Source organism: Hallella absiana, assembly GCF_025457485.1.
Taxonomy (GTDB): Bacteria; Bacteroidota; Bacteroidia; order Bacteroidales; family Bacteroidaceae; genus Prevotella; species Prevotella absiana.
In genome coordinates this window covers 69565-86178 of the sequence record NZ_JAMXSP010000013.1, presented here as the reverse complement: position 1 = coordinate 86178, position 16614 = coordinate 69565, and the positions used below count along the sequence as shown (strand labels likewise).

The following is a 16614-nucleotide window of genomic DNA, read 5'->3' as shown; positions in this document are numbered from 1 at the left end:
ATGAAAGCCTTCAGGTCATGCCTGAAGGGAATAAGGGATATACCCTTCTTTTTCTATAGATGTGTTACTGTCTTTGGTTAGGCAGCGGCATCCGTCCGCCACGGACAATCCCCCTTGGGCCAGAAAAAATCAAGAATTTGAGGATTGTAACATTTGAATGCGTTGGATACATATATAAGAAATTGGAGAAAGGGTACACCGTTTTACTTCCCTTTCTCCATTTCTTGTATCGATAAGATCTGTTCTTCTCAAATATGTGCGCAATTATCTTGCCATGCCATTTCTTCGGAACATTTTTGATGTTACTTCACGCTCCACTCAAACAGTCCGCAGGAGTATTTCTCGGGCTGCTTGACGTTGAGGCGGAGCACCGTCGTCTTTACGGGCGTGAAGTGTACGGTGCAGGGCTGTCCCTTCTTGACGGGATAGCTGTCGGCATCTGCCACCGGCTGCCACTGGCCTTGCGCGTTTTGGTATTCAATGTTCCAAGATTCCGGAACTTTGCATCCGCCCCAGGGCAGGTCGTCGTACCAATAGATGGTTGCGGACTGCACTTGCTGTGGCTCAGTAAAGGTGTAGGTAATCCACTCCGTAGTTCCCTGTTTCGGCCACCAATGGAAATAGGGTACCGAACGGTCGTTTTCGTCGGCAGGTACCAGTCCGTCGGCAATACTCTTCATCGATGCTGAGGGAGTCGACGAGGCGATAGTGGCTTGCGAAGCCAGCGTGGCCGGTGTGGCGGGACGGGTGGCGCGCACATCCTGCGGCATCCATACCTTCATGTTGCCACTGCCGCGATGGCACCAGGCGAAATACGGGATCAGCGTCAGCCGCTCGTCTGTTGTGGTCAGCCGTCCCTGCTTGTCGTAGGCCAGCAGCTGGGCGTCGGTGGAGAGTGTGGTGATGTTTTGTGTCTTGAAGAGTGTGAGTTGCTTATGGCGGTCGGCGGGGATGAAGGCAGCCATCGGCTTCTCTCCGGCAGCGAACGTCGGACTTTGGTTGACGAGTATGCCCATGATGTCGAAGTTGTTGTCAGGCCACTCAGCACAGTAGACCAGCGGTCCACGCTCCACGGCGATCAGTCCGCGGTCAGCTACCACCTTATTATTCGCGCGTACGGTGCGCACGTCCATATCGAAGTGGATGCGCACGACATCACCCTTCTTCCATGTGCGGTTGATGGTATAGTATCCGTCAGACTCCAGAGCGGCTTCCGCCTTCTTGCCGTTGACAAGCACGGAGTAAGAGGGTCGCTTGCCGTCGGAATACTCATATAGGTCTGATGGCACGGGTCGGCTCTTTGCCCATCCCGGGATGCGTATCTTCATATTGAAGCGTCCGGCCCGGTTGTCTTCAATCTTCAGCGCGATGTCGCCATTCCAAGGGTATTGTGTCTCTTGGCTCAGCTTTACCTCTTTGCCCCCTACCTTCATCGTGGCACTGTTGGCCAGGAAGAGGTTGACATAGAGGTTGCGGTCCTTCACGGCATAGACATATCCGGGCAGTGAGGGGATGAAGCGGCAGATATTGCTTGGGCAGCAGGCGCAGCCAAACCACGGCTGACGCTGATGCTGTCCCATGGACTCCAGCGGATTGGGATAGAAAAACTTTCCGTCGTCGAGGCTCACACCGCTGATAAGACCATTGTAGAGCGTGCGCTCCAGCACATCGTAGTATTTCGACTCGCCGTGGAGCAGGAAAAGCCGATAGTTGACATACACGTTGCCGATGGCGGCGCAGGTCTCGGCATAGGCACTCATATTGGGCAGCTCATAGTTGGCGCCAAAGGCTTCACCGTTGTTCGTGGCACCGATGCCGCCAGTGATATAGAGCTTCTTGCTGACGATGTTGTCCCAGATGCGGTCGATGGCATGGATGTAAGCCGTGTCACCGGTGAGCGCGGCAACGTCAGCCATACCGGCATACATATAGGCGGCGCGCACAGCGTGACCGACAGCTTCGTCCTGGTCAACCACTGGCTTGTGGCTTTGCGAGTATTCCGACCGCCCCTGTGTCTTACCACGATAGTCGAGGAAGAACTTCGCCTCGTCGAGATACTTGCGTTGTCCGGTGACGAGATAGAGTTTGCAGAGTGCCATCTCTGCAATCTGATGTCCCGGCACCACACAGGCCTGCCCCGGTTTGGGTCCAACCTCGCGGCAGACGCAGTCGGCATAGCGGATGGCGATGTCGAGGAAGTGGCGGCTGCCCGTGGCCTGGTAGTGTGCGATGGCAGCTTCTACCATGTGTCCGAGGTTATAGAGCTCATGGCTGAGATCCTCTTCTTTCGACCACCGCTTGTCGCCAGCCCACTCGTGGGGGTGTTGCGGGTTTTGTGTTCTGGCAGTGTAGAGATAGCCGTCGGGCTCCTGTGCACTGCCGATGATGGTGATCACGCTGTCGATATAGTGTTTCAGCTTAGCGTCGGGATAGGTCTGAAGGATATAGCTTGCTCCCTCAATGGTCTTATAGGGATCGGTGTCGTCGAAGCTGTATCCCGTGATGGGAAAGACCTTTGACGGGTCTTTGAGGTGTGCGGCAGCATGTTCAAAGTTCTTGTAGCGTCCCGTCTCCTCGCATTTGCTGAAGGCGAGCGGTATGGTGACCTTGCGGCTGGCTTCGAGCCGTTGTCCCCAAAAACTATTGGGAGCCACCTTCACGGAGGTGAATGTCACGGGAGTGATCGGATAGCCGCCGAGTCGCTTCTGTGCTTGTGTGGGCAACAGCATGACTATGGTGGCGGCGAAAGTCAAAAGTCGTTTCATATAATATGTATATTAGGATTTTCTTTCCGCAAAGTTACGCTATTATTTCCAAACCATACGCAACGATCGTCCAAGAATCATGCAAGAATCGTACAAAAGAGGGACTCACCTCCCGTACCTCTCTGCAAAGGAGAGGGGGGCTCGAAATACTGCAAGGACTGAATGTTATCCCATCCTTGCTCCGGATAATAATGCGATTATGTTTGCAAAGTTAGTCATTTTCTTGATTGGCTCCAAATGATTTGCGTCTAAAAAACAAAAGAAGAAAAGCGTATCAGCGATTTGTCGAATGATACGGTCAACGGTATGGTCACGGTCTTGGGGCTGATGGCCTTAACAAATAAGAGACTTCCGAACGTATTCAGAAGCCTCTCGACGTTGTCGTACGCGGATTCGAACCACGACAAACAGAACCAAAACCTGTTGTGCTACCATTACACCATACGACAATCTTGGGTGCAAAGATACTGCTTTTTTTGTGTATCACCAAATTTTCAGGCTGCTTTCTTGATTTTAGTAACAAGTATGGGTATTCTGGCAATTCAGAAAGGGAGAGAAATATTCAAGTGTTTTCTTGCTTGTTCAGGCTTTTTGTGTTATCTTTGCCATTAGATAACTAAAACACACGACTATGCTGGGAGCAATCATTGGCGACATTGTGGGATCGCGGTTTGAATTTGAAGAGATACCCACAGACAATTTTGAACTGTTTCTCGATAAGCCACGGTGCGACTATACCGACGACTCGATTATGACGATCGCCGTGGCCGACGCTATTCTCAACCATCGCAGCTACAGCGAAGCCCTGCACGACTGGGGGCGCCGCTATCCCAATCCCAAAGGCGGATACGGCAATATGTTTGCCGAATGGCTGAGAAGTGACGAGCCCAAGCCCCATAACTCATGGGGCAACGGTGCTGCCATGCGTGTGAGTCCCGTGGGCTGGCTCTTTGACGATTACCACGAGGTGATGGACGAGGCCAAGAAAAGCGCACAGTGCAGCCATCTGCATAAGGAGGCCATACGGGGCGCTCAGTGCGTGGCTACGCTCATCTACTGGCTGCGTACCTGCCGTATCACCAAGGAAGAGATAGAGAGCGCCGTGAAGCACAACTTTGGCTATGAGCTGCCACCGCTCGGTGACATCATGAAGATAGGCGCTGAGGGGCATTTCGACTCGTCGTGCCAGGAGACCGTGCCATGGGCGATCCGTTGCTTCCTGGACAGCAACAGCTTTGAAAGCGCTATCCGCAATGCCGTCATGACGCGTGGTGACACCGACACGAAAGCCGCCATTACCGGCTCCATCGCTGAGGCCTTCTATGAAGTGCCCGATACGCTCTATGAGCAAGCCTGCTCCTATCTGGAGCCCGACATGCTCGACATCGTGCAGCAATTCTATCAGCGAATGCAGGATGAGCTGTAAGGAGTGAATGACGAAATCACAATAAACGAATGACGAAGTAAAAATAATCGAATGATGAAATAAAAAATCCCCGCCAAGCGACTGCTTGGCGGGGATTTTTTATGGTTGTCAAGACGTGGCAAAGCCCTGCTGGCTTTGCCATGTGCCTGTGATGTTATGCTTGTGCCTGTACTTCGGCGAGAGCTTCTTTCTCATCTTTCTCGCCCTTCTTGCCGAGGATGAGGTAAGCGATCGGCGATGCGAGGAAGATAGAGCTCAGCGTACCGACAAACACACCGATGATCATAGCAAACGAGAAGCTGCGTGTGGAGTCACCACCAAGGATGAAGATGGCGAGCAACACGATGAGCGTACTGGCCGAGGTGTTGATGGTACGGGCCAAGGTCTCGTTGATACTCAGGTTGAAGAGATCGTACTTGTTGCCCTTCGGATGCTTGCGCAGGTTCTCACGGATACGGTCGAAGACCACCACGGAGTCGTTGATATCATAACCGATCACCGTCAGGATGGCACCGATAAATGTTTGGTCGATTTCCAGTGAGAAGCCAATCCAACCGTAGCACAGTGAGTAGAGACCGATGACCATTGTCGTGTCGATGGCAAGAGCGGCGATAGAACCCACAGAGAAGCCGAGGTTGCGGAAGCGCAGCAAGATGTAGAGGAAGATGAAGAACAGGGCGAGACCCACACTGATGAAGGCGTTGCGCGTGATGTCCTTAGCGACAGACGGACCGACCTTAGAAGAACTGATGATAGAGCCGCCCTGACGGATATCAGGATTCTTGAAGGCGTTGACGTTAGCCTGGCTGACGAAGCCGCCCTTCTTCAACGCATTGTAGAGGATGGTCTCAGCCTTGTCGTCCTCGGTAGGCTTGTTGCTGTCGATGTTCCAGTTGGTGGATACACGGATGGTCTTGCCGTCGGTGCCGATAGCGATGACGTTTGTCGTAGCAGGCTTGCCGGCGTTAGGACCGCTGGTGTTGACGAAAGCGTCGTTCAGTACGTTGCGCACATCCTCTACAGGAACGGACTTGTCGAGTGTGACGACATAGTTGCGGCCACCCGTGAAGTCAATGCCTAAGCTCAGTCCGCGTACTGCGAAGCTGATGATGCTGATGATGATGAACACAGCGTAAACAGAGAAGCTGGCCTTGAACATATGCATGAACTTGTAGTTCGTGCCCTGCATGAGGTTCTTCGAGAGTTTGGTGTCGAACTTCAAGTGCATCCACTTGTCGTGGTTGAGTTTGTAGTCATAGAGCAGACGTGTCAAGTACACGGCACTGAAGAAGGAGCAGCAGATACCGATGATCCAAGTTGTTGCGAAGCCGCGGATAGGACCTGTACCCACAAGGAGGAGGATCACACCGGTGATCAACGAAGTAAGGTTGGAGTCGAAGATAGCGGAGAAGGCGTTGCTGTAGCCGGCGTTGACGGCCTGCTTCATGCCCTTTCCGGCACGCAGCTCTTCCTTGATACGCTCATAGATCAGCACGTTGGCATCGACTGCGGTACCGAGTGACAATACCATACCGGCGATACCGGACATTGTCAAGGCTGCCTGGAACGAGGTGAGGATTCCCAGTGTGAAGAATACGTTGATGAGCAGAGCACCCACAGCGATGCTTCCGGGGATGATGTTATACATTGCCAGCATGAAGACAATCAGCAGCACGAAGGCAATGACGAAGGAGATGAGACCCTGCTGGATGGACTGTGCACCCAAGGTAGGACCGACGACCTCTTCCTGCACGATGTGAGCAGGAGCAGGCATACGTCCTGACTTCAACGTGTTGGCCAGGTCCTTAGTATCCTCAATGGTGAAGTTACCGGAGATAGAGCTCTGTCCGCCGTCGATCTCACCGTTGACACGAGGAGCGGAATAGACGACACCGTCGAGCACGATGGCGATAGCCTTGCCCACATTAGCCTTGGTGAGCTCAGCCCAGCGGCGTGCACCGTCAGAGTTCATGGTCATGCTGACCTCAGGCTGACCGGTGATATTGTTGAACTGGTCGGAAGCGTCGGTCACGACATCACCTTCCAGTGGAGCGCGTCCATTGGTCGTGGTGACCTTCAGGGCGTGGAGCTCGAAGATGTTCTTGGCGCCTACGTCAGCAGGCTTAGCACTCCAGAGCAGTTTCAGATCAGAGGGAAGTACCTGCTTAGCCACAGCGCCGTAGATGATGCGGTTGATGGCAGCGGTATCGCGAACGCTGGCATAGCCGACAACGCTCAGACCCTGGTTGGTAGTCTGCAGCATGGCGAGCAGCGGATGGAGCTTCTTAGCCTCGGCGAGCTGAGCGTCGGGAGTGGTCTGCACGCTGGTCTTCTTGGCGTTGTTGAGTTTGAACTTAGGCTTAGCCTGTGTGGTAGCGGGTTTCTTGGCCACGGCTTTCTTGGTGTTGTCGCTCTTTTCAGCCTTGGCAGTGTCGCTCTCGTTGCCACCATTGGCCAGACGGCTGTCGAGCTGCTGGAGGTAAGGAGCGATCTCCTGAGCGTTGTAGGTCTCCCAGAACTCCAGGTTGGCGCTACCCTGCAACAGTTTGCGCATACGCTCGGGCTCGCGGATACCAGGCATCTCAACCATGATGCGACCCTCAGCGCCCTGCACTTTCTGGATGTTGGGCTGTACGACACCGAACTGGTCGATACGTGTTCTGACGACATTGAAGGAGTTGTCGATGGCAGAGTTGACCTCTTCGCGGATGACTTTCTCCACGTCGGCATCGGAGCTGGTCGGTGAGACCTTGCCCTGAAGTTCCTGTGTAGCGAAGACCTCAGCGAGGTGATGACCGGGAGCATTCTTGTGATAAGCGTCGATGAAGAGGCTGACGAAGTCGCCCTGTGTACGCTCCTGCTCGGCACGTGCGTCTCTCATGGACTTGACAAAAGCCATGTCGGTCTTGTGGTCGGCGAGGTTCTCAACGACATCAGGCACGCTGACCTCAAGGATAACGTTCATACCGCCTTTCAAGTCCAGACCGAGGCCGATCTGTGTCTCAAGGCATTTCTGGTAGCTGTAGACGCCCAGATACTTCACAGAATCCTTGTAATCCTGCTGGGCGATGGGATCCTTCAACTTGGCAGCCTGCTCGTCGTAGTAATGCGTGGCGATAGGGAATGACAAGTAGAAGATGCAGACGAGCGTCAGGAGGACGCCGGTTGCAATGACAATTCCTTTGTTTTGCATTTTGTTAGTTTATTATTTATTTTTCTCTTTTTGTTTTTTCGTTGAGCGTGTTCTGCGATTGTTTTCGCATATAAGATGTGCAAAGATAGCTATTTTTTCACGCTTTAGAAAATTTTAGCGAATGTTTTTAGCGCTTGTTGCTCATTTTCAGCCAACAAGCGATGGGATAATGGTCTGAAGCCTTAATGGAGCGGTCGATATGACAGTCGTAGGGTGTGAAGTCGTCGGTGCAGAGGATGTTGTCAATGCGCACGAAAAATCCGTTGACATGGTAGCTGATGCCGGGTCCGTTGCCCGTGGCGACATAGCAGTCGGTAAGGCCTTTGGCGATGGTGCGGTGGACGTATGACACGGGGCTGTCGTTGAAGTCGCCGCAGACGATGATCGGTGTGCCGCGGTGATAAGCGATAAAGCGTGCCACAGCCTCGGCTTGCGGGGCTCGCTTCTTTGTGGCTGTTCCGAGTTGCTTAATGAGCATTTTCGAGACATGACGTGCCGTGTCGGAGGGCAGCTCGCCCTTGACCATGAGTTTGAAGTCGCTTTTCTCTTCGAGGCTGAGGCCGGTGCTCTCCAAATGGTTGTTGACGACGATGACAGTGCGTCCTTGTATCTGCACGCGAAAAGCTGCGCTCACGTTGCCCCGGGACTCAAACGGTATGCGTTCCTTGCCATGGATGGGAAACTTACTAAACATCGCTACGACATCGCCACCATGCGTGATCGTGTCGCGGAAGGGATAGTCGCTCTGCATCACAGAGTCGACATATTGCGCGCCAAGGACGTTGATGTTGGCCTCTTGCAGGCACACGATGTCGGCTTTCTGCGCTTTGATATATTCCAAAACTGGGTTAGGATGACTGGCATCGCCGAACTGCCATACGTTGTACGACAGCACTTTGAAACTGCCGGCCGGCGCGCTCTGCGGGATATTGACCGGGCAGTACTGCCTCACGGGAACATAGCCGATGAGGAAGCCGACGATGGGGATGAGCATGCCGCGCGACTTAATGAGCACCCAAAAGACCAGGAAACCAAGGTTGATGACGATGAGCAAGGGCAACAGCAAGCCTATATTGCTGAGCATAGGAAAGGTTTCGGGACGCAGCCATCCCGAATATCCTGTCATCAGCAATATGGCGATCGTGGCAATATTGACCCCGGCGATGATCTGAAGCGTGACCTGCTTGATCTTCCTCATCACTTCTTGCTTTGATCGAAGAGCTTTTGCTTTTCTTCGTGGGAGAGGCTGTCGTATCCGCTCTTGCGTATCTTGTCGAGGATGCGGTCCACCTCTTCCTGGTTGGCTCTCTTGTTGGCGTTGTAGTCCCAGTCGGGATTTCCGCTGCGCTCAGTATGGCTGTGATGCTGTGAGCGTTGGTCCCATTTCGCTTTGAGATTGGTGAAGAACTGTGTGTTGCCGGCGTGGTAGGACTGTCCGGGATGCTTTCTCCAATAGCGGATGAGGAAATATCCGAAGATCATGCCACCGAGATGGGCCAGATGTGCCACGTTGCTGCCGGGCATGGAAAGGGCTGAGAAGAACTCGATGGCAATGGAGCCGAGCACCATCCACTTGGCCTTGATGGGGATGGGAATGGGGATGATGAACATCTTCTCGTCGGGAAACATCATACCGAAGGCGAGCAGCAGGGCATAGATGCCGCCCGAGGCACCCACAGTGGTCAGTTCGTTGAGCTTGGGCAGTTGGTGCATGACCCCTATCGAGTCTCCCAGACTGAGTGCCTGCTGTCCGTCGAGCATGAAATAGACCCAGAAAAACTGTGCGATCTCTTGCATCACACCAGCACCGACACCGCAGAAAATGTAATAAAAAAGAAACTTCTTTCCACCCCACACTTGTTCGACGACAGCGCCGAACATCCATAGCATGAACATGTTGAGGATGATATGCTCCCATCCACCATGCATGAACATGTAGGTGACGAGCTGGTAGACCTGGAAATTGGAGGCCATGAAGAAGTGCAAGCCAAAGAGGTCATTGAGGTCAACGCCAGTGACAGGCAGAAGCAGCTTCATGGCAAGGAATGCCAGGATATTGATGATAAGCAGATTCTTTGTAACTGTTGGTATTCTGAACATGATACGGCGATTTCGTTGTTGTTATATGTAAATGCGTGAAAACTGCTGCAAAATTACGAAAAAACTCTCTGATACAGCCATAAACACAGCGAATAAGGGCCTTTTTTCAAGCTCCATCTCATTTTTTTTGTTTTTTTGTTTGTTTTATGAAAGGAATGCCCTATATTTGTCAGCGTATTTGTTTCATGCAGACAAAATAATCACCAAATAAAATAAAATTATGAACAAGTCAGAATTAGTAAGAAAGGTAGCAGAGGGCGCAGGCCTGAACGCTGAGAGTGCAAAAAAGGCATTGGACGCCACAATCGCAGCCGTGAAAGAAGCATTGGTTGCTGGTGACAAAGTACAGCTGGTTGGCTTCGGTACTTTCGCCGTGAAGGAGCGCCCGGCTCGTCAGGGTGTCAACCCCGCAACTGGTGAGAAGATCCAGATTGCTGCCAAGAAGGTCGTGAAGTTCAACGCTGGATCTGAATTCGAGGAGTCTGTGAACAAATAATGTAAACAATTATTGTCACGATATGAAAAGGCGTGCCTTGCGGGGTGCGCTTTTTTTCTGCCCTTTCATCATGGTTTTTAGGGAGTGTGTCTCAGGCGGTCTCGTCCTACCAACTTTTTGACAAAACACATGCTGCGCAGGCGCGCATTCCAGAGAAACTTTTGTGGAGAAATGGAGAAAAAAGAAGGGGATGAAGCACAAATTTGGGATGGATGAGTAAGACAACAGTTGTTTTATCATGAGAAACAACCGAGATGACCGGGTGAAACAACTGAGATGACAACAAGAAAACGGTACTTTTGCGGTCATTTCATATAAAAATGGCTGCGCAAAAGTACCGTTATTAAGTTATAATCATGTCTTTTTGGTTATAACTTCCTGATTATTTCTCGCTGAAGATAACTTGTACGAGGGTTTGTCCGACAGCCTTCAACGTGTTTTTGTCGATATGCTCCATGTCGTCGGCAAGCGTGTGCCACGTAGGTCCGAAGGAGCTCTGCTGGCAGTTGGGGTAGTAAGGAATGATGTCGATACACGGAATCTTTGCCGTTTGGTTGACGGGAATATGGTCGTCAGTGATCATGCCGCCGTCGCTCTTGGGGAAGAAACTGCCAAAGCCGGCCTGACGGGCAGCGCGCCACACCTTCTTCACGATTTCGGGCGCATACTGTTTCGACATGCCTTCCTGATAGAACTGGGCGCCCTGTCCGCCGACCATATCCAGCAGGATGGCGTAGCGGGGAGCGTAGCCTTGCGGCAGGTTGGCGGAGAAATATTGCGCGCCGAGTGCCCAAGAGCTACCGTCGTCTTGCCGGTCGCTCCACTGTGGCGTGCCCCAGTCTTCGGCATCGAAGCACACGAAGTCCACGCCAAGGTTTTGCGGCAGTTTGGCTGCAACGCTCTTTTGGGCGAGCAGTCGTGCCAGTTCCAGCATCACCGCCACGCCGCTGGCAGCGTCGTTGGCCGCCAGGATGGGCTTGTGCCAGTTGGTGGAGTCGGGATCGTTGTCGGCCCAGGGACGTGAATCCCAGTGAGCGCAGAGCATGATACGCGTGGTGGCATTGGGGTTGTAGCTGGCCATGATGTTCATGCTGTGGAGGATCGTGCCGTCGTAACCTTTGAGATCGGCATTCTGTCGCGTCACCTTGCAGCCGAGGCGCTCAAACTGTGCCACGATCCACTCGCCGCAGGCATCGTGGCCCTTGGAGTTCATGTCGCGTGGTCCAAAGTCGCATTGCGCCTTGGTGTAGGCGTAGGCAGAGTCCGCGTTGAAGGCCGGTCCCACGGGTGCTACCTTTTCTGTTTCTTCTGTATCCTCGGTGTCATCGACCGATGCCGTCTTTGCCGGCCAAAAGGCCACTGCCAGGGCAGCGACCACACATAAGCAGCTTGTCACGATAAGGATGGTTCTTTTCTTTCGAGTCATCGTTGTTTACGATTCTACAAATATATTTTATTGGTTGCGGACGGCCTGCACCTGAGCCATGACGCGCAGCCAGTTGCCGCCCCAAATCTTCACGATGTCACGCTCGCTGTATCTGCGGCGGAGCAACTGCATGGTGAAGTTGATCAGTTCCGACGCGTCGGCGCATCCGCGCACGGTGCCGTCGCCGTCGAAGTCAGTGCCAATGCCCACATGATCAATGCCCATGATGTCGATGGCATGTTCGAGATGTTCGATCGCATCAAGCACAGTGGCCTCGCCGTCCTTGCGCAGGAAGCCATGGTAGAGCGTGATATGAGCCACACCGCCTTTGCGGGCGAGGGCACGCAGCTGGTCGTCGGTGAGGTTGCGGGGCACGTCGCAGAGTGCGCGCGAATTGCTGTGGGAGCAGACGATCGGCGTGCGACTGATGTCAAGGGCGTCGTAGAACGACTTCTCGGCAGCGTGGCTGAGGTCGACCATGATGCCTTCGTCGTTCATAGCCTGGATGACTTTCTCGCCAAACTGCGACACACCGTTGTGGGTGTTGCAGCCGCGGGCCGAGTCGCAGATGTCGTTGTCGCCGTTGTGGCAAAGCGTGATGTAGACCACGCCGCGCTGGGCGAAGTGGCGCACATTGGCGACATCGTGGTTGAGAGCCAGTCCGTTCTCAATGCCAAACATGATGCTCTTGCGTCCCTGCCGCTTGTCCTCGTAGAGATCGGCAGGTGTGCGGGCCACGCTGATATACTGACTTTGCTCGTCGACGATGCGCTCGAGCTTGTCGAAGATCAGGTCGGCGTAGGCCATCGGCGACAACTGGCTGTTGATGCCCTGCATGTCGGGATTGTGCTTGAGAATGCCCGCGATGTCGACAGTCTGCGAGAATTGCTGTCCGAGCTTGGGCTGGGGCAGATAAGCCACCATGATGACGGCATCCTGACGGCCGTCGGTCATCTTGTGCAAATCGTAGAGAATGCGCGGGTCGCGCTGGTCGAAACGCACGCCCTGGGGGAAGAACATCGGTGTGTCGCAATGGGTGTCGAGCGTCAGGATGCGCTCGTGGAGCTCTTTGGTCTGGTGGAACAGCTCAGCCTCTCTGACGAGCCATTGGAAGACGGGCTGCCCTTCCTCGCCGAGCCACTCGGGATGCCACTGCACGCCCATGATGCCTTTGAACTCTGTGCTCTCTATGGCCTCGATGACACCATCAGGCGCTTTTGCTGTCACGCGGAACTTCTCGCCCGGATCTCCTACCGCCTGGTGGTGGAAGGAGTTGACATAGATGCGCCCGCTGCCATAGAGATTGGCGAGCACGGAGCCTTCGGCGAGCTCCACCGAATGGGTCGGCTCCTCGCGGTCAGCGTCCTGCGAATGCTTCACGGGACTGCTCATGCGGTCGGTATTGGTCAGGGCGATGTCCTGCCGAACTTTTCCTCCGAGCGCCATGGCCAGCGTCTGTATGCCGCGGCAAATGCCGAGCATAGGTATCTGACGGTTGTAGGCCAGCCGGGTAAGCATGAGTTCGGCGCGGTCGCGCTGCGCGTTGATATGGTGGAGTTGCGGTGCCGGTTCCTCACCGCACCACAATGGGTTGAAGTCAGCGCCACCGGTGAGCAGCAGTCCGTCGAGATGCTCGAGTGTGTTGACAAGTGTGTCGTTGTCGTCAACAGGTGGGATGAGTACCGGCGTACCACCGGCTTTGACCACCTGCATATAGTATCTGTCCCGAATCGTGGCGTCGCCGTCACTGAAATTGGTCGTCAGACCGATGAGCGGCTTCTGCTTCGCTTCGGGGAAGGAGGCGTAGACCTCGTTGAGGTTTTGCGCCAAAGAAAAGCTTTTGAATTTCATTCGACCTAATATCGCCATGGCAGAGCTCGTCTGTGGGGGCTCTGCGCATAGGCAAATCAGAAACGTTGGTTGCTAATTAGTCATGGTTGACTGGCATCTCGCGCTTGATGCTCTGCTCAAGGGAGATGAGCGTCTCGGTAGAGACAACGCCGGGGATGGTCTGCAACTTGTTGTTGAGCAGATCCATGAGCTCCTCATTGTCGCGTGCGTAGGCTTTGATGAGCATGGTGTAGGGGCCTGTGGTGAAGTGGCACTCCACGATCTCGGGGATGTTGACGAGGCGCTTGACCACGTCCTTGTACATCGATCCACGCTCCAGATTCAGTCCCACGTAGGTGCAGGTGCTGTATCCCAGGCTCTTGGGATTGATGTCGAATCCGCTTCCGAGGATCACTCCGTTGTCAATGAGGCGCTGTACACGCTGGTGAATGGCGGCACGCGAGACACCGCACTCGGCTGCTACGTCCTTGAAAGGAATACGTGCATTCTTTGAGAGGATAGAAAGGATTTTCTTATCCAAGTTGTCGATTTTGTCCATCTGCATAGGTAATTGTATTTGTCTAACTTGTTTCCAATAAGCAAAAGTAGGTAATTAAAACGAGATAAACAACAAAATGCACGAATATTTTGCAATATTCGTGCATTTAGTAATGGGTGTGAATCTTTTTAGCTTGCGATTACACCTTATTATATAGCTGTTTGTATAGAAACAGCATATTATTTCCGTCTTCTCTTGATTGCCTTTTTAGCAGGTGCACTCTTGGCCGGAGTCGCTTTCTTGGCACTGTCGGCTTTAGTGTCGTTGGCTTTGGGCTGCTCGATATTCACCAGTTCTATGGTGAAGATCAGGGTAGAGTAGGGCTTGATCTGTCCGGCTTCTCTCTCGCCGTAAGCGAGGTTCTGTGGGATATACACTTCCCACTTGCTGCCTACAGGCATGTTGGTCAGTGCCTCAGTCCAGCCTTTGATGACCTGGTCGCAACGGAAGCTGTCGGTGGCTTTACCGCCATGCTTCTCGGTAGCGTCGAAGACTTTACCATCGATGGTCTTGCCTTCGTACTTCACCTCTACGGTCTGGTCGGCTGTCGGCTTGGCGCCGTTACCGGCCTTGAGCACCTTATATTGCAGTCCGTCTGGCAAAACGACTACACCCGGCTTCGTTGCGTTGTCGGCGAGCCACTTCTCGTTCTCGGCTTTCCAAGCAGCGTTCTTGGCGTTGCGGACAGCCTCGGCTTTCTGCTCGAAATACTTAGAAGCTGTTGCCTCCTTATATATAGTGGTGTCACCCTTGACGCCAGCGAGGAAGCCCTCATAGAAGAGTTTGCTCTGCAAAGAGTCTTTGGTGTCCTTGAACTCACGTCCCATACCCGGGAGAATGCTCCCAGAGGCCTGCTCGGCGATGGTTGTTCCGGCTTGGTAAGCAACGTAGGCGGGGTCTTTGGCCTTGGCGACAGCCTCACGGAAACCGCGTACAAACTCGTTGATATACGCTGTGTCGACATGCATGCGCTGTTGCAGGTAAGGCATCAGACCACGTGTGGCAGCGTAGCCGGCGGCGTAGCTGATGGAGTCGGCAGAGGAGGTGAGCTTCACGGGCGCGCAGCAAGCTTCGGTGCAGGCCTCGGCCTTCTTGTCTTTTTTCTTGTTTTTCTTGTTGTTGCCAGCCTGAGCGGGGAGGATGGCAAGAGCTGAGACGATCAGCGTGGCTATGGTTAGAATCTTTTTCATTGTTGTGTATTGGTTTTAAAAATCCCCCTTCTGACTGTCTCCTTGGGGAGTGCAGCCTGGAGGGGGTGAATGTATTGTCGTGACAGGAACGGCGGGATGATTACTTGCCGCCTACCTTGATCAACTCAATCTTGAAGATGAGAGTAGAGAAAGGCTTGATCTGTCCGGCCTCACGAGCGCCGTAGGCTAAGCTCTGAGGAATGTAGACCTCCCAGACAGAGCCTGCGGGCATACGGGTCAGCGCCTGTGTCCAGCCGGGGATGAACTGCTTGGGCTGGATGGTGACAGGGCCTTGACCGTTGGTGTAGGAGCTTTCGAAGATCTTGCCGTCGATGGTGCGGCCTTCGTAGTTGACCGTCACGGTAGTGGTGTCTGTCGGGATAGCGCCGTGTCCTTCCTTGATGACCTTGTACTGCAGGCCGGAGGGCAGAGTGACAACTCCCGGTTTCTTCTTGTTGGCAGCGAGGAACTTTTCACCGGCAACCTTGTTGGCACCGTATTCCTTCATCATGGTCTTGCTCTTGATGATCTCCATCTTGGTCTGAGCCACCTGGTTAGCCATCTCCGGAGTCATGAGGCCTTTCTTGCCTGTGGCGCCCGTGACGAAACCAGCGAGGAGGTTCTTCAGCGAGATGGTCTTGGTGGAGTCGTTACCATAGACTTCGTGGTTGACGCCCTTGACGAGCTGTGTGGCGATCTGCTGACCGATCTGCAGACCCATGATATAGGCGGCGCGCTTCTTGTCGTCGCCGGCGTTGGCACCTTCGTTGATACCTTTCACAAACTCATCCATGTAGGTTGTGTCGATAACCTGACCCTGCTGGATGGCCTGACGCACGTACTGCGACTGTGCGAGACCGATGGCGTAGCTCAGAGAGTCGACGTCGGTCTTGAGGTTGGCTTTGGGAGTGGAATTGCCGCAAGCGGAGAATGTGGCAGCGGCGATGGCTAAAGCAGCCAATACTTTCAAACTTTTCATTAGTTGATGTTTTATTCTGTATCTTTGTTATTTCACTTTGATGAGCTCGACTTACTTCACTTTGATGAGCTCAACGTCGAAGATCAGTGTTGCATAAGGCGGAATGGCCTGACCGGCACCGTTGGCTCCGTAGCCGAGTGTGTAAGGGATATAGAAGCGGTACTTGGCACCCTCCTGCATGAGCTGCAAGCCTTCTGTCCAGCCCTTGATGACCTGGTTGAGGGGGAAAGTAGCTGTCTCGCCACGACGATAGCTGCTGTCGAAGACCTGACCGTTGATGAGCGTACCCTCGTAGTGGCACTCCACCTGGTCGGTAGCCTTAGGCTTTTTGCCGTCGCCCTCGCGCAGCACTTCATACTGTAATCCGCTGGGCAGGGTGACCACGCCCGGCTTTTTGGCGTTCTCCTCAAGGAACTTCTGTCCCTCGGCCTGTGCGGCCTTGGCCTGCTCTTCCTCTTTCTGCTGGAAGAAAGCCTGCACGGCAGTCTGAGCGTCCATGTCGCTCATGGCAGCTTCTCCGGCAAAGATGTCGCGGATGGCCTTTGCAAAATCGTCGATATTCAGTTCGGTTGCGTTCATCTGCTGGAGCTGATGACCAATGCTCATGCCCAGCGCGTAACTTGTCTTGTCCATTTCTATTGTTTGAAGCT

12 protein-coding genes and 1 tRNA gene are annotated in these 16614 nt (G+C 53.6%); 2 read left to right on the top strand and 11 right to left on the bottom strand.

From position 1 onward, the window contains the following. Nucleotides 1–302: 302 nt before the first annotated feature. Nucleotides 303–2765: a glycoside hydrolase family 127 protein gene (locus NG346_RS08390; RefSeq protein ID WP_396266791.1), complete on the bottom strand. Its 2463-nt coding sequence runs from the start codon at nucleotides 2763–2765 to the stop codon at nucleotides 303–305. Between the two features lie 378 nt (nucleotides 2766–3143). After that, nucleotides 3144–3214 (bottom strand) — tRNA-Gln (locus tag NG346_RS08385). A gap of 182 nt (nucleotides 3215–3396) precedes the next feature. Between NG346_RS08385 and NG346_RS08380 the strand changes: the two genes are divergently transcribed. After that, entirely contained in the window at nucleotides 3397–4191 is a 795-nt protein-coding gene (locus NG346_RS08380; RefSeq protein ID WP_262280345.1) for an ADP-ribosylglycohydrolase family protein, read from the top strand. A 154-nt stretch (nucleotides 4192–4345) separates the two neighbouring features. Here the strand turns inward: NG346_RS08380 and secDF are convergent, their stop codons facing one another. From secDF to NG346_RS08365, 3 genes are all read right to left on the bottom strand, one after another. Continuing rightward, on the bottom strand, nucleotides 4346–7384 hold the full coding sequence (secDF, locus tag NG346_RS08375; RefSeq protein ID WP_262280346.1) for a protein translocase subunit SecDF: 3039 nt from the start codon (nucleotides 7382–7384) through the stop codon (nucleotides 4346–4348). A 127-nt stretch (nucleotides 7385–7511) separates the two neighbouring features. Further along, nucleotides 7512–8582, bottom strand: a complete 1071-nt coding sequence (locus tag NG346_RS08370; RefSeq protein ID WP_263010690.1) for an endonuclease/exonuclease/phosphatase family protein — start codon at nucleotides 8580–8582, stop codon at nucleotides 7512–7514. Further along, on the bottom strand, nucleotides 8582–9484 hold the full coding sequence (locus tag NG346_RS08365) for a rhomboid family intramembrane serine protease (protein ID WP_262280348.1): 903 nt from the start codon (nucleotides 9482–9484) through the stop codon (nucleotides 8582–8584). Before NG346_RS08365 ends, NG346_RS08370 begins: the two co-directional genes overlap by 1 nt. A gap of 220 nt (nucleotides 9485–9704) precedes the next feature. On the opposite strand from NG346_RS08365, the gene NG346_RS08360 reads away from it, so the two are divergent. Next, nucleotides 9705–9980: an HU family DNA-binding protein gene (locus tag NG346_RS08360; RefSeq protein WP_262280349.1), complete on the top strand. Its 276-nt coding sequence runs from the start codon at nucleotides 9705–9707 to the stop codon at nucleotides 9978–9980. Between the two features lie 382 nt (nucleotides 9981–10362). Here NG346_RS08360 and NG346_RS08355 read toward each other — a convergent pair whose 3' ends face one another. The 6 genes from NG346_RS08355 to NG346_RS08330 all read right to left on the bottom strand — a co-directional run bounded on the left by NG346_RS08355 (nucleotide 10363) and on the right by NG346_RS08330 (nucleotide 16597). Further along, complete coding sequence (locus tag NG346_RS08355; RefSeq protein ID WP_262280350.1) at nucleotides 10363–11406, bottom strand: M28 family peptidase; 1044 nt, start codon at nucleotides 11404–11406, stop codon at nucleotides 10363–10365. Between the two features lie 27 nt (nucleotides 11407–11433). Continuing rightward, entirely contained in the window at nucleotides 11434–13257 is a 1824-nt protein-coding gene (locus tag NG346_RS08350) for a gamma-glutamyl-gamma-aminobutyrate hydrolase family protein (RefSeq protein ID WP_262280351.1), read from the bottom strand. Nucleotides 13258–13333: 76 nt separating this feature from the next. Then, nucleotides 13334–13795: an Lrp/AsnC family transcriptional regulator gene (locus NG346_RS08345; protein WP_154533109.1), complete on the bottom strand. Its 462-nt coding sequence runs from the start codon at nucleotides 13793–13795 to the stop codon at nucleotides 13334–13336. A gap of 179 nt (nucleotides 13796–13974) precedes the next feature. Beyond that, complete coding sequence (locus NG346_RS08340; RefSeq protein ID WP_262280352.1) at nucleotides 13975–14985, bottom strand: FKBP-type peptidyl-prolyl cis-trans isomerase; 1011 nt, start codon at nucleotides 14983–14985, stop codon at nucleotides 13975–13977. 100 nt (nucleotides 14986–15085) lie between these two features. Next, complete coding sequence (locus NG346_RS08335) at nucleotides 15086–15964, bottom strand: FKBP-type peptidyl-prolyl cis-trans isomerase N-terminal domain-containing protein (protein WP_262280353.1); 879 nt, start codon at nucleotides 15962–15964, stop codon at nucleotides 15086–15088. A gap of 51 nt (nucleotides 15965–16015) precedes the next feature. Next, nucleotides 16016–16597: an FKBP-type peptidyl-prolyl cis-trans isomerase gene (locus tag NG346_RS08330; protein ID WP_262280354.1), complete on the bottom strand. Its 582-nt coding sequence runs from the start codon at nucleotides 16595–16597 to the stop codon at nucleotides 16016–16018. Nucleotides 16598–16614: the final 17 nt, after the last annotated feature.